Origin of the sequence: Streptomyces sp. NPDC002730 (genome assembly GCF_042888805.1) — a bacterium.
GTDB lineage: Bacteria > Actinomycetota > Actinomycetes > Streptomycetales > Streptomycetaceae > Streptomyces.
In genome coordinates this window covers 118,942-131,421 of record NZ_JBIAQG010000003.1, presented here as the reverse complement: position 1 = coordinate 131,421, position 12,480 = coordinate 118,942, and the positions used below count along the sequence as shown (strand labels likewise).

The window sequence follows — 12,480 nt, the reverse complement described above, 5'->3', positions numbered from 1 at the left end:
ACGAGGGGCCCGCATCCCTGGTGGGATGCGGGCCCCTCGGCGTGAGTGCGTCGGTGGCCGATCGCGCCGAGATCAGACGGCGAGCTTGACCATATCCGCCTGCGGACCCTTCTGGCCCTGCGAGATCTCGAATTCGACTCGCTGACCCTCTTCAAGGGTGCGGTACCCGTCCATCTGGATCGCGCTGTAGTGGACGAAAACATCCGCACCACCGTCGACCGCGATGAAGCCGTACCCCTTCTCCGCGTTGAACCACTTGACGGTGCCCTGAGCCATGCCTAACTCCCCTATTACTGGCCCTTGCGCAGGACCGCACTTCGCGGACCCGGGTCAGACCTCCACCCTCCGACAGGAGAGGGTGTGCGCCGGAACGCGTCGACCGCGGCTGAATGTATCTGCCCAACTGCCCTCTGCAACAGGTCAATCCGACGAGAAATCCGAGCACGAGTGAACGGATAATTGAACTGAATTCAATAAATTCCGGGGCAAGTCGGGCCCGGCAAATGGCGCTTAAGAGGCAATTCGAGCGAACTTATTGGCTGCTTCTTGATGGGGCCAGGGCGCATTCTCATATGCGGCCGGCATAAGCAGCGGCGGGGCCTTCCCCAACTGTACCGCGCTCAACCATACAGAATTGCCCCCTCCGCTTCTCTTGCGGAGGGGGCAATTCTGGTGACGCTGCGTAGCTCAGCCGCCGGCGACGGCAGGAATGATCGAAACGCCCGCACCGTCCGGCGTCGCGGTCTCAAGACCCTGCTCGAAACGGACGTCGTCGTCATTCACGTACACGTTCACGAAGCGGCGCAGCTTGCCCTGGTCGTCCAGGACGCGCGCGGCGATGCCCGTGTGGTTCTTCTCCAGGTCGGCGATCACCTCGGAGAGCGTCGCGCCCTCCGCCGGGACCTCGGCCTGACCGCCCGTGTACGTACGGAGAATGGTGGGGATGCGGACGTTCACGCTCATGGTGTTCTGCCTTCCGTAGGTAGTCAGCGGGCCAGGCCGGCGTCGCGGAACGCGTCGAGGCTCGGGCGGATGGTCGCCGTGGGTCCGGTCGTCGGGGCGACCGCGTCGAGGGTCTTGAGACCGTCGCCGGTGTTGAGCACGACCGTGGTGAGCGCCGGGTCGAGCACGCCCTCCTCGATCAGCTTCCGCGTCACGCCCACGGTCACGCCGCCCGCGGTCTCCGCGAAGATGCCCTCGGTACGGGCCAGCAGCTTGATCGCGTCGACGATCTGCTCGTCGTTGACGTCCTCCACCGCGCCGCCCGTGCGGCGCGCGATGTCCAGCACGTACGGGCCGTCGGCCGGGTTGCCGATGGCCAGCGACTTGGCGATGGTGTCCGGCTTCTGCGGGCGTACGACGTCGTGCCCGGCCTTGAAGGCCGTCGACACCGGCGAGCAGCCCTCCGCCTGGGCACCGAAGATCTTGTACGGCTTGTCCTCGACCAGACCGAGCTTGATCAGCTCCTGCAGACCCTTGTCGATCTTGGTGAGCTGCGAGCCCGAGGCGATCGGGATCACGATCTGGTCGGGCAGCTGCCAGCCGAGCTGCTCACAGATCTCGTACGCCAGCGTCTTGGAGCCCTCGCCGTAGTACGGGCGGAGGTTGACGTTGACGAAGCCCCAGCCCTCGCCCAGCGGGTCGCCGATGAGCTCCGAGCAGAAGCGGTTGACGTCGTCGTAGTTGCCCTCGATGCCGACCAGCTCGCCGCCGTACACCGCGGCCATGACGACCTTGCCCTGCTCCAGGTCGTGCGGGATGAACACGCAGGAGCGGAAGCCGGCCCGCGCGGCTGCCGCACCGACGGCGCCGGCGAGGTTGCCGGTGGAGGAGCAGGAGAGAGTCGTGAAGCCGAAGGCGCGCGCGGCCTCGACGGCGATCGCGACGACGCGGTCCTTGAAGGAGTGCGTCGGGTTGCCGGAGTCGTCCTTGATGTACAGGCCACCGGTAACGCCCAGCTCACGGGCGAGATTGTCGGCCTTGACGAGCTTGGTGAAACCGGGGTTGATGTTCGGCTTCTCGGCCACGTCGGCGGGGACGGGCAGCAGCGGGGCGTACCGCCAGATATTGTTCGGACCCGCTTCGATCCGCTTCTTCAGCGCGTCGGGGTCGCCGCTCGGCAGGTCGTACGCGACTTCGAGAGGCCCGAAACACAGGGCACAGGCGAAGATCGGGCCGAGGTCGAAACGCTCTCCGCACTCGCGACACGAGAGCGCCGCGGCGGGACCGAGGTTCACGGGAGTGGTGCTTGCGACAGTCTGAACAGCCATGGAGGCGAGGCCCTTTCTCCTCATCTTCCCCGTGACGCATTTCGTCACGAGACGGAATTGGCACCTTCCCCACCGTGACCTCGCGGTCGGCGGGAGGGTTGCCGGGGCTTCAACGGGCCGTTCCCTCTGCCCCTCTGGATGAGCGGTATTCGATTGTCAGCGTGAGGACCCCCGACATGCGACGGTCATCCGCGTTGTTCAAGACTGTAACCGAAGGCCCGGACGGTTGAGATAGTCGTCCGAACCGCGAGATGAAGATCATGGCCCCTGCCGCTGCCGCGGCGTGGCACAACCAGGGAGTAACGAGCGTGCTGGAAGAGGTGGAGCGCTGGCTGAGCAGGCGTTCCTGGTCCGTGTCCGACCGGCCGCTGCACCAGCTCATCGCTGCCAAGCGCGGTACGACCGTCAGTGTCGTCCTGCCCGCCCTCGACGAGGAGGCGACGGTCGGCGAGATCGTCACCGTGATCCGGCGCGAGCTGATGGAGGCGGTGCCGCTCGTCGACGAGCTGGTCGTCATCGACTCGGGCTCGAGCGACCGTACGGCGGAGGTGGCCGCGGCGGCCGGCGCGCGGGTGGTGCACCGCGACGCGATACTGCCGCGGATACCGGCGGCCCCCGGCAAGGGCGAGGTGCTGTGGCGGTCGCTGATGGTGACCAGCGGCGACATCGTCTGCTTCATCGACGCGGACCTCAGGGACTTCTCGGCGGACTTCGTCTCCGGGATCGTGGGACCGCTGCTGACCGACCCCGAAGTGCAGTTCGTCAAAGCGATGTACGACCGGCCGCTGGGCGATGTGGCAGGTCAGGGCGGCCGGGTCACCGAGCTGGTGGCGCGTCCGCTGCTCAATCTGCACTGGCCGCAGCTGGCCGGGGTCGTCCAGCCGCTCGGCGGCGAGTACGCGGCGCGACGCTCGCTCCTCGAGCGGCTGCCCTTCCCCGTCGGCTACGGAGTGGAGCTGGGCCTGCTCGTGGACGCGCTGCACACGGTGGGTCTTGACGCGCTGGCCCAGGTGGACGTCGGCTCGCGCAAGCACCGGCACCAGGACGGGCAGGCGCTGGGCCGGATGGCCGCGGCGATCTACCGTACGGCTCAACTGCGGCTGTCCCGGGGCCACTTGGTGCGGCCGGCGCTCACGCAGTTCGAGCGCGGCGAGGACGGTTTCGAACCGCGCACCTATCCGGTGGACACGGAGGAGCGGCCGCCGATGCGCGAGATCGGTGAGTACGCGGCGCGTCGCGCGGCATAACCACCAACGCCGTAGCGGTTTGTCCAACACTTCCTACTTATGGGCTTCAGATACAGTACGGGCGCTCCGCGCCGCAGTGCCGGGCTGCCGCGGTTCCTCGGGGCCCTGGCGGTCATCACCACCGTTCTGACCGCCGTGGTCCTCCAGGGACAGGCGATGGCCGACACCGTCGCCCCGGCGAACCGGGGCGACCACAGCTCCGAGCGGCTGTGGCTCCTCGGCGGCCTGGCGCTGAGCCTGACTGCGGCCGGTGTGATCGCGGTCGCCGCCACGCGCGGGCGCCGCAATCACTGAGCGGGCGCCGCAATCACCGACCTGCTCCCGTGAATCACCAATCTGCCGACCTGCCCTTCGGCCGTACGCACGTTTGAGGGTTTGTGCGACGGGCTAGGTTTCGCCACATGGTCTCCGAGCACCCTGCTGCCCAGGTCCTCGTCGCGTCGAACCGCGGCCCGGTCTCGTACACGCTGCGCGAGGACGGCTCGCTCGACGCCAAGCGCGGCGGCGGCGGGCTGGTCTCCGGTCTCTCCGCCATCGGCTCCGAGGCGGACGCCCTGTGGGTGTGCGCCGCGCTGGGCGACGGCGACCGTGAGGCGGTACGGCGCGGGGTCGGCGAGGCCGGGGTGCTGATGCTCGACATCAACCCGGCCGTCCACTCCGACGCGTACAACGGCATCGCGAACTCCGTGCTCTGGTTCGTCCACCATCTGCTGTACCAGACGCCGGTGGAGCCGGTCTTCGACGATGAGTTCCGCCGCCAGTGGGCCTCGTACGAAACCTACAACCGGGCCTTCGCGGACGCGCTCGCCGCGCAGGCGGCTCCCGGTGCGGCGGTCCTGGTGCAGGACTACCACCTGGCGCTGGTGCCCGGCATGCTCCGCGAGCGGCGCCCGGATCTGCGGATCGGGCACTTCTCGCACACGCCGTGGGCGCCCGTCGACTACTTCCGGATGCTGCCCGACGACATCGCCGAGCAGCTGCTGCGCGGCCTGCTCGGCGCGGACCGGACCTGTTTTCTGACCCGGCGGTGGGCGGACGCGTTCGCGGCGTGCTGTACGGAGCTGCTGGGCGCGGACTCCCTGGCGGGCACCCGGATCGGGGTGCACGGGCTCGGCGCGGACGCGGACTTCCTACGGGAGCGCGCACACCGGCCGGATGTGGCGGAGCGGCTGGTGGCGCTGCGCGAAGAGATCGGCGGCACCCCGTCGGCACCCCGGAAGACGATCGTCCGGGTGGACCGCACCGAGCTGTCCAAGAACATCGTGCGCGGCCTGCTCGCCTACCGGCAGCTGCTGGAGTCCCGGCCGGAGTGGCGGGAGCGGGTCGTCCATGTCGCCTTCGCCTACCCCTCCCGGCAGGACCTGGCGGTGTACCGCGACTACACGGCGGCGGTCCAGCGCCTCGCCGACGAGATCAACTCCGGTTACGGGACACCGACGTGGACCCCGGTCGTCCTCCATGTGAAGGACGACTTCGCACGCTCCCTGGCCGCGTACCGGCTGGCCGATGTGGCTCTGGTCAACCCGATCCGTGACGGCATGAACCTCGTCGCCAAGGAGATCCCGGTCGTCTCGGACAACGGCTGCGCGCTGGTGCTGTCGCGGGAGGCAGGGGCGTACGAGGAATTGGGCGAGGACGCGGTGGTGGTGAACCCGTACGACGTGACCGGCACCGCCGAAGCACTCCACGAGGCGCTGACGATGCCGGACAACGAACGGGCCGGGCGCACCAAGCGGCTGGCGGCAGCGGCGACCGCGCTGCCGCCGCAGAAGTGGTTCCTGGACCAGCTACAGGCGCTGCGCGAGATCTGACAGAAACCCGACCACCGCCGCCGGGCCCGGCAGCAGCAGGTCGGCCCGCTCCGCGAGCTCGGGGACCTCCTCGCTTCCGCTGCACACCAGCAGACCGGGGACACCGTCCGCGCGGAGCTTCTCCACCGCGGCGAAGGCGGGCAGATCACCGAGGTCGTCGCCGGCGTAGAGCACGGAACCGGCCTTCACCTCGCGTACGTACTCCTCGAGCGCCACGCCCTTGTCCATGCCGGGCGGGCGCAGCTCCAGGACCATACGGCCCGGCTCCACGATCAGGCCGTGGCGTGCGGCGAGTTGGGTGAGCGGTTCGCGCAGGGCCTCGAAAGCCGCCTGCGGGTCGGACGCACGGCGGGTGTGGACGGCGACCGCCTGGCCCTTCTCCTCGATCCAGATGCCCTGCCAGGCGCCGATGCGGTCCAGGAATCCGGGGAGTTCGGCGCGGACGGCCGCGACGCCGGGGTGCGGGGCAGGCGTATGGACGGTGCCGGAGAGGGCGTCCCAGCGCTCGGCGCCGTAGTGGCCGAGCACGACGAGATGGGCGAGGCCCGGCACTCCGGCGAAGCCGCCGTACCGCACGGCAACACCGGCGGGGCGCCCGGTGATCACGGCGACGGACAGGACCCGCGGGGCGAGCGCGGCGAGCGCGGGGACCGCGCCCGGGTGGGCGCGGGCCTGGTCGGGGTCGGGCACGATGTCGGCGAGGGTGCCGTCGAAGTCGAGTCCGACGACGGTTTTCTCGGGCCTGGCGAGGATTGCGGCCAGGCCTTCCCGGCCGGCGGGCGTCGACGGTGTCGGCAAGGGGTGCGCATTTGGAGTGCTGCCCATGCCCCGACCCTATCGGCGACTTCGCCGGGCGTCTCTGACACGGCGCAGCCGGTTGACGGTCACGGGGTCGTGGGCCAGGGCGCGCTCGTCGTCGAGAAGGGCGTTGAGGAGCTGGTAGTAGCGGACCGGGGAGATACCGAGCTGCTCGCGGATGGCCCGCTCCTTCGCGCCGGGTCCCGGCCAGGAGTGGTGCTCCATGGCCAGTACGGCACGGTCCCGCTCGGAGAGCGCCTCGTCGTGGGTCATACGATCCAACATATCCGCGCGGCGAGGCCCGCTGCCCGGCTGTCCGCGCACTCGGCTGCCCGGTTGCCGGACCACTCGGCTGCCCGGTTGCCGGACCACTCGGCTGCGCGGTTGCCGGACCTCGGCTACTCGGCGTTCTCCGCGGCGGTGGCCGCCCGGCCGATCCGGCCGAGGACGGTCGCCGGGTCGCCGCCCGGCTCGACGGCCTTGCCTATGTTCCCCTTGATGTTCTCGCTGACCGAGGCCCACGACGTCTTGCCGACCGGCGGAAGCACCGAGGTGGGGAGCTCGTGGAGGAACTTCCTCAGCTCCAGGTGCTCCGGGTCCTTCTCCATTGCCTCGGACGCGGTGACCGTCGCCGGCAGCAGGGCGTTCTGGCCGGCGAAGTCGAGGACGTTCTTGTCGCTGAAGACGAAGTCCAGGAACTTGCCGACCTCGACCCGGTGGCCGTTCTGCTTGAACCCCATGATCCAGTCGGCGACGCCCATCGCCGATCTGGCCTTGCCGTTCCTGCCGGGCAGCGCCACCTGGCCGACCTGGACGCCCGCCTTCTCCGCGGCCTGCATCAGCGAGGGGTGCCCGTTGAGCATGCCGACCTCGCCGCGGGTGAAGGCGGCGAACGCCTCCTTGCGGTTCAGCTTGGAGGGCGCGACCGGGCCGGTGAGCTTCTTCTCGACCAGGTTCTCCTTCAGCCAGGTGAAGGTGCTGATGTTCTGCGCGGAGTCGATCGCGTACTTGCCGACCGGGTCGATATAGCCGTCACCGCCGCTGAGCAGCCACATCATGGTCTCGGCCTGGGCCTCTTCCGGACCGAGCGGCAGCGCGAAGGGGTACTTCGCGTCCGTGTTGGCCTTCAGCCTGACCGCGTCGTCCTCGAGGTCGTCCCAGGTCTTCGGGTCCTCCTTGATGCCGGCCTCTTTGAAGAGCTTCTTGTTGAAGAAGAGGAGCCGGGTGGAGGCGACGAACGGCAGACCGTACTGGACATGCCGCTGCTCGCCGGCGTCGACGAGCGGGCCGAGGAAGTTGGACTGCACGGGTACGGAGAGCAGTTGGTCCGCGCTGTAGAGCTTGTCGGCCGCGGCGTAGTCGGCGTACGCGCCGATCTGCGCGATGTCAGGGGCCTTGTCCGCCTTGACCATCTCGGCGACCTTGCGGTCGACGTCGTTCCAGGATTCGATCTGGACGTCGATCTTGATGCCGGGGTTCTTGGACTCGAACGCGGCGGCGAGATCCGCCCAGTACTTCTTGCTGCTCTGGCCGCCGGCCACGTCGTAGTCGGCCGCGACCAGCTTGAGCGTCACATCTCCGGAAGCGCTGGAGCTGCCACAGCCCGAGAGCGTCACCGTCATACCCAGTGCGGCGACTGCCGCGGTCAGACCCAAGAAGCGCTGCTGCACAGCTCTTCCCCACCCTCTGCCGTTGGTTGCCCGTCTTGTCCCAGACGGTCCCCCGCGACGTCTTCTGAGATGAGCTGCGATTTTCCCCCATCCGGGTGATGAGGTCTACTCCACTGGATATCACTTCTGCAACGCCTGGCCCACGGCGGAGGGGCATTGCCCGGGTGGGCCACGGCCTGCTAAGCACGTCACGGCACGAAGTGGTCGGTGCCGGTCCCGAGTTACGCGTACGTCACTAGGAGCCTTGCCGCATGTCCCGTACCGCAGCAGAGATTGCCACCCAGCCCGCCTGCTGGCGACGAGCGGCCGAGGCCGCCGCCGTCTTCGAGGGACTTCCGGCGCCGGGCGAGCGCGTCGCCGTCACCGGGTGCGGGACGTCCTGGTTCATGGCGATCGCGTACGCCGCGTTGCGGGAGGCGGCGGGACAGGGCGAGACGGACGCCTTCGCCTCCTCCGAGTTCCCGGCCGGCCGGTCCTACGACCGTGTCGTCGCGATCACCCGCTCCGGCACCACGACCGAGGTGCTCGACCTGCTGCGCGAACTGAAGGGTTCGGTGCCGACGCTGGTTCTGACCGCGGACCCGAAGACGCCCGTGATGGAGGCGGCGGATGCGGTGGCGGTGCTGGACTGGGCGGACGAGGAGTCGGTGGTCCAGACCCGGTTCGCCACGACCGCGCTGGCGTTCCTGCGGGCGGGGCTCGGCGACGTCCCGGGTCTGAAGTCGGTCACCGACGCGGCGGTCGACGCGGAACTCGCGATCATGGAGCCGCTCGCGGACGCGGTGGTCGGCGCGGAGCAGTGGACGTTCCTGGGCCGCGGCTGGACGTACGGGCTGGCGCTCGAGGCGGGTCTGAAGATGCGCGAGGCGGCGGGTGCGTGGACGGAGTCGTACCCGGCGATGGAGTACCGCCACGGTCCGATCTCGATCACCGGTCCCGGCCGGGTGGCATGGGTCTTCGGCGCGCTGCCGGAGGGCCTGTCGGTGGACGTGGCCCGGGTGGGCGGCACGCTGGTGGCCCGTCAGGAGACGGACCCGCTGGCGGACCTGATCCGTGCGCAGCGTCTCGCGGTGACGCTGGCCGAGTCGAAGGGCTACGACCCGGACCGCCCGCGGAACCTGACCCGCAGCGTGATTCTGGGCTGACGGGTCCGCGGGGTGCGGGCCCGGTCCGGCGGGTGCGGGTGCGCCTGCGGCGGACCTGTTCCCCTACCCGCCCCTTCCCGCTGTGTCGATTTGCGGCTCCGCCGCGTGGGGGGCTTCGCCCCCAGACCCCGTATGCGATCTTCGGCCGCATGTCCTCAATCGCCGGACGGGCTTGAATGTCCGCCGGCGATTGAGGCGCCGGGTCCGGGACAGGGCCCCGGTCACTCCGCCGTTTGTATGACCGCGCAGCAATCCGCCACAGTGGACTAGACCTTTCTTGGGTGTACGCGCCAGACTGTTCACGTGAGACACGTCATCGCCCTCGATGTGGGCGGCACCAGAATGAAAGCCGCCCTGGTCGGGGTGGACGGGACGCTGCTGTACGAGGCCCGCCGCGCGACCGGGCGCGAACGTGGGCCCGACGCCGTCGTCGAGACCGTCCTCGGCTTCGCCGAGGAGCTACGCGCGTACGGCGCCGAGCACCTCGGCGAGAGCTCCCTCGCCGCCGGCGTCGCCGTACCCGGCATCGTCGACGCCGACCGCGGCATCGCCGTCTACGCCGCCAACCTCGGCTGGCGCGACGTACCCATGCGCGCCCTGCTCGCCGAACGCCTCGGCGGCCTACCGGTCGCGCTCGGCCACGACGTCAGGACCGGCGGCCTCGCCGAGGGCCGGATCGGGGCCGGCAAGGGCGCCGACCGGTTCCTGTTCGTGCCGCTCGGCACCGGGATCGCCGGCGCCATCGGCATCGCGGGATCCATCGAGGCCGGCGCCCACGGATACGCGGGCGAGATCGGCCATATCGTCGTACGCCCCGAAGGCCCCGACTGTGGCTGCGGCCAGCGCGGCTGCCTCGAGACGCTGGCCTCCGCCGCCGCGGTGACCAGGGCCTGGGCCGCCGCGTCCGGCGACCCGGACGCGGACGCCGCCGACTGCGCGAAGGCTGTCGAGTCCGGCGACAAACGGGCCGCACGGGTCTGGCAGGACGCCGTCGACGCGCTCGCCGCCGGCCTGGTCACCGCGCTCACCCTGCTGGACCCCCGCACGCTGATCATCGGTGGCGGTCTCGCCGAGGCGGGGGAAACCTTGTTCACACCACTGCGGGCCGCGGTCGAGGAGCGCGTCACGTTCCAGAAGCTGCCCGCCATCGTCCCGGCTGCCCTCGGGGACACCGCCGGATGCCTGGGCGCGGGGCTGCTCGCCTGGGATCTGCTCGCCACCGACTCGGAGGTATCCGCCTAATGGCCGCAAGCGCCGAAAGCACAGTTCTCGCGGGCGCCCGGGTGGTGCTGCCGACCGGGATCGTCGAGAACGGACGGCTCGTCGTCGCTGGCACGAAGATCGCCGGCGCCGCGCCGGCGGACGCGCCCGCCCGCGATCTGTCCGGCCACTGGGTCGTCCCCGGCTTCGTCGACATCCACAACCACGGCGGCGGCGGCGCCTCGTTCACCTCCGGCAGCGCCGAGGACGTGCTGAAGGGCGTACGCACCCACCGCGAGCACGGCACGACCACACTCGTCGCCTCCACCGTCACCGGCGAGATGGACTTCCTCGCCCAACGGGCCGGCTTCCTCTCCGAACTCGTCGAACAGGGCGACCTGGCCGGTATCCACTTCGAGGGCCCGTTCATCTCGCCGTGCCGCAAGGGCGCGCACAGCGAGGCGCTGCTGCGCGACCCCGACCCTGCCGAGGTGCGCAAGCTGATCGACGCCGCGCGCGGTACGGCGAAGATGGTCACCCTCGCCACCGAACTGCCCGGCGGCATCGACTCCGTACGCCTGCTCGCCGAGCACGGCGTGATCGCCGCGATCGGGCACACGGACGCGACGTACGAGCAGACCGTCGAGGCCATCGACGCGGGCGCGACCGTGGCGACCCACCTCTTCAACGCCATGCCCGCACTCGGGCACCGCGCGCCGGGACCGATCGCCGCGCTCCTCGAGGACGAGCGGATCACGGTCGAGCTGATCAACGACGGCACGCATCTGCACCCCGCCGCCCTGGAACTCGCCTTCCACCGCGCGGGCGCGGACCGGGTCGCGTTCATCACGGACGCCATGGACGCGGCGGGCTTCGGCGACGGCCGCTACCAGCTCGGCCCGCTCGCCGTCGACGTCAAGAACGGGGTCGCCCGGCTGGTGGAGGGCGGCTCGATCGCCGGCTCCACACTCACCCTGGACACCGCCTTCAAACGCGCGGCCACGATCGACAAGCTGCCGGTTCAGGACATCGTCCGGGCCATCTCGGCCAATCCGGCGAAACTGCTCGGCGCATACGACACGGTCGGCTCGCTGGAGCCGGGCAAGGACGCCGACCTGGTGGTCCTCGACGCGGAGTTCACGCTCAAGGGGGTCATGCGCAAGGGCGATTGGCTGGTTGAGCCCCAAGTTGGGTGATTTCTGCGCAAGTTACGGCAAGGTGGTTGGCTCGGGGGTCTGGGCCAACCGCCTTCCGTTTGGCATGATCAGGTCCCGTACGAGCATGGCACGCGCATTCTCCGGGGGGTGTTACGGGTGATCCTGACGGTCACGCTCAACACCGCTCTCGACATCACCTACAGGGTCGGCGCGCTGATCCCGCACGCCAGCCACCGCGTCAGCGAGGTCCGCGAACGCCCCGGTGGCAAGGGCCTCAACGTCGCCCGCGTGCTCGCCGCACTGGGACACGAGACGGTGGTCACGGGCTTCGCGGGCGGCTCCACCGGAGCCGTACTGCGCGACTTGCTGGCCCCTCTCGCACCGCATGACGCGCTCGTCCCGACCGCCGGAACCACGCGCCGCACCATCGCCGTCGTGGACGACACCAGCGGCGACACGACCCAGCTGAACGAGCCGGGTCCGACGGTGACCGCCGAGGAGTGGGCCATGTTCCTCTCCTCGTACGCCTCCCTCCTGCGGGACGCCGAAGCCGTCGCCCTGTGCGGCAGCCTGCCGCCCGGCATCCATGTCGGCGCATATGCCGAACTGGTCCGCCGCGCCCGCACCGCGGACGTCCCCGTACTCCTCGACACCAGCGGCGAGCCACTGCGCCGCGGCATCGCCGCCCGTCCCGACCTCGTCAAACCCAACGCGGACGAGCTCGCGCAGCTCACCGGCTCCCGCGATCCACTCCGCGCCACCCGCGACGCCCGCCGCCGCGGCGCGCACACGGTGGTCGCCTCGCTCGGCGCGGACGGCGTGCTGGCGGCCACTCCTGACGGCGTCTGGCAGGCGATCCCGCCGACATCTGTGAAGGGCAACCCGACGGGCGCGGGCGATTCGGCGGTGGCCGGACTGCTCTCCGGGCTCGTGGAACGGCTCCCGTGGCCGGACCGGCTGTCCCGGGCCGTGGCCCTGTCGGCGGCGACCGTACTGGCCCCGGCGGCGGGCGAGTACGACGCCGGGGCGTACGAGGATCTACTGCCGCGCATAGCGGTGACCGAGCGCGCGGCCGCGGCGTGAGGGAGCGCGGGCTCGGCGTACGGCCACGCGGGCCCGGCGTACGGCCACGCGGGCCCGGCGTACGGGCACGCGGGCGGCAGCTGCCGGGCGGCCCGAGGC

13 protein-coding genes and 1 riboswitch are annotated in these 12,480 nt (G+C 70.3%); of the genes, 7 read left to right on the top strand and 6 right to left on the bottom strand.

Annotated elements, in window-relative coordinates:
* Nucleotides 1–72: 72 nt before the first annotated feature.
* The 3 genes from ACFYXH_RS08870 to thrC form a co-directional block, all read right to left on the bottom strand.
* Entirely contained in the window at nucleotides 73–276 is a 204-nt protein-coding gene (locus tag ACFYXH_RS08870; RefSeq protein ID WP_005315736.1) for a cold-shock protein, read from the bottom strand.
* Nucleotides 277–687: 411 nt separating this feature from the next.
* Complete coding sequence (locus tag ACFYXH_RS08865; RefSeq protein WP_142217854.1) at nucleotides 688–963, bottom strand: MoaD/ThiS family protein; 276 nt, start codon at nucleotides 961–963, stop codon at nucleotides 688–690.
* Between the two features lie 23 nt (nucleotides 964–986).
* The gene (thrC, locus tag ACFYXH_RS08860) at nucleotides 987–2,270 is read right to left on the bottom strand and encodes a threonine synthase (RefSeq protein WP_385300404.1); all 1,284 of its coding nucleotides are present in this window, start codon (nucleotides 2,268–2,270) and stop codon (nucleotides 987–989) included.
* A 17-nt stretch (nucleotides 2,271–2,287) separates the two neighbouring features.
* Nucleotides 2,288–2,415: riboswitch (SAM riboswitch) on the bottom strand.
* 163 nt (nucleotides 2,416–2,578) lie between these two features.
* Here thrC and ACFYXH_RS08855 point away from each other — a divergent pair.
* From ACFYXH_RS08855 to ACFYXH_RS08845, 3 genes are all read left to right on the top strand, one after another.
* A complete protein-coding gene (locus tag ACFYXH_RS08855; RefSeq protein WP_389561818.1) occupies nucleotides 2,579–3,517 on the top strand; it encodes a glucosyl-3-phosphoglycerate synthase in 939 nt (312 codons plus the stop codon).
* Between the two features lie 39 nt (nucleotides 3,518–3,556).
* Nucleotides 3,557–3,811, top strand: coding sequence for a hypothetical protein (locus tag ACFYXH_RS08850; protein WP_389561407.1), 255 nt, complete (start codon nucleotides 3,557–3,559; stop codon nucleotides 3,809–3,811).
* Nucleotides 3,812–3,918: 107 nt separating this feature from the next.
* Nucleotides 3,919–5,328, top strand: coding sequence for a trehalose-6-phosphate synthase (locus ACFYXH_RS08845; protein ID WP_389561406.1), 1,410 nt, complete (start codon nucleotides 3,919–3,921; stop codon nucleotides 5,326–5,328).
* On the opposite strand, the gene otsB is transcribed toward ACFYXH_RS08845, so the two are convergent.
* The 3 genes from otsB to ACFYXH_RS08830 form a co-directional block, all read right to left on the bottom strand.
* Nucleotides 5,305–6,153: a trehalose-phosphatase gene (gene otsB, locus ACFYXH_RS08840; RefSeq protein WP_389561405.1), complete on the bottom strand. Its 849-nt coding sequence runs from the start codon at nucleotides 6,151–6,153 to the stop codon at nucleotides 5,305–5,307. The genes ACFYXH_RS08845 and otsB overlap by 24 nt on opposite strands.
* Before the next feature lie 9 nt (nucleotides 6,154–6,162).
* Nucleotides 6,163–6,399 (bottom strand): DUF3263 domain-containing protein, encoded by a 237-nt coding sequence (locus tag ACFYXH_RS08835; RefSeq protein WP_385300400.1) that lies wholly within the window; start codon nucleotides 6,397–6,399, stop codon nucleotides 6,163–6,165.
* Nucleotides 6,400–6,524: 125 nt separating this feature from the next.
* Nucleotides 6,525–7,748: an ABC transporter substrate-binding protein gene (locus tag ACFYXH_RS08830; protein WP_389561817.1), complete on the bottom strand. Its 1,224-nt coding sequence runs from the start codon at nucleotides 7,746–7,748 to the stop codon at nucleotides 6,525–6,527.
* A gap of 299 nt (nucleotides 7,749–8,047) precedes the next feature.
* Between ACFYXH_RS08830 and ACFYXH_RS08825 the strand changes: the two genes are divergently transcribed.
* From ACFYXH_RS08825 to ACFYXH_RS08810, 4 genes are all read left to right on the top strand, one after another.
* Nucleotides 8,048–8,941 carry an SIS domain-containing protein gene (locus tag ACFYXH_RS08825; RefSeq protein ID WP_389561404.1) on the top strand — a complete coding sequence of 298 codons (894 nt, stop codon included), beginning with the start codon at nucleotides 8,048–8,050 and terminating at the stop codon, nucleotides 8,939–8,941.
* Nucleotides 8,942–9,244: 303 nt separating this feature from the next.
* Nucleotides 9,245–10,183, top strand: a complete 939-nt coding sequence (locus tag ACFYXH_RS08820) for an ROK family protein (RefSeq protein WP_389561403.1) — start codon at nucleotides 9,245–9,247, stop codon at nucleotides 10,181–10,183.
* Entirely contained in the window at nucleotides 10,183–11,337 is a 1,155-nt protein-coding gene (gene nagA / locus ACFYXH_RS08815; RefSeq protein WP_389561402.1) for an N-acetylglucosamine-6-phosphate deacetylase, read from the top strand. The genes ACFYXH_RS08820 and nagA overlap by 1 nt, the downstream gene beginning before the upstream one ends.
* 117 nt (nucleotides 11,338–11,454) lie before the next feature.
* Nucleotides 11,455–12,381, top strand: a complete 927-nt coding sequence (locus tag ACFYXH_RS08810) for a 1-phosphofructokinase family hexose kinase (RefSeq protein WP_389561401.1) — start codon at nucleotides 11,455–11,457, stop codon at nucleotides 12,379–12,381.
* Nucleotides 12,382–12,480: the final 99 nt, after the last annotated feature.

Coding starts and splice junctions, on each gene's coding strand:
- ACFYXH_RS08865 (WP_142217854.1), bottom strand. CDS start 963: ATGAGCGTGAACGTCCGCATCCCCACCATTCTCCGTACGTACACGGGC.
- otsB (WP_389561405.1), bottom strand. CDS start 6,153: ATGGGCAGCACTCCAAATGCGCACCCCTTGCCGACACCGTCGACGCCC.
- ACFYXH_RS08870 (WP_005315736.1), bottom strand. CDS start 276: ATGGCTCAGGGCACCGTCAAGTGGTTCAACGCGGAGAAGGGGTACGGC.
- ACFYXH_RS08835 (WP_385300400.1), bottom strand. CDS start 6,399: ATGACCCACGACGAGGCGCTCTCCGAGCGGGACCGTGCCGTACTGGCC.
- ACFYXH_RS08845 (WP_389561406.1), top strand. CDS start 3,919: ATGGTCTCCGAGCACCCTGCTGCCCAGGTCCTCGTCGCGTCGAACCGC.
- ACFYXH_RS08850 (WP_389561407.1), top strand. CDS start 3,557: ATGGGCTTCAGATACAGTACGGGCGCTCCGCGCCGCAGTGCCGGGCTG.
- ACFYXH_RS08825 (WP_389561404.1), top strand. CDS start 8,048: ATGTCCCGTACCGCAGCAGAGATTGCCACCCAGCCCGCCTGCTGGCGA.
- nagA (WP_389561402.1), top strand. CDS start 10,183: ATGGCCGCAAGCGCCGAAAGCACAGTTCTCGCGGGCGCCCGGGTGGTG.
- thrC (WP_385300404.1), bottom strand. CDS start 2,270: ATGGCTGTTCAGACTGTCGCAAGCACCACTCCCGTGAACCTCGGTCCC.
- ACFYXH_RS08830 (WP_389561817.1), bottom strand. CDS start 7,748: ATGACGGTGACGCTCTCGGGCTGTGGCAGCTCCAGCGCTTCCGGAGAT.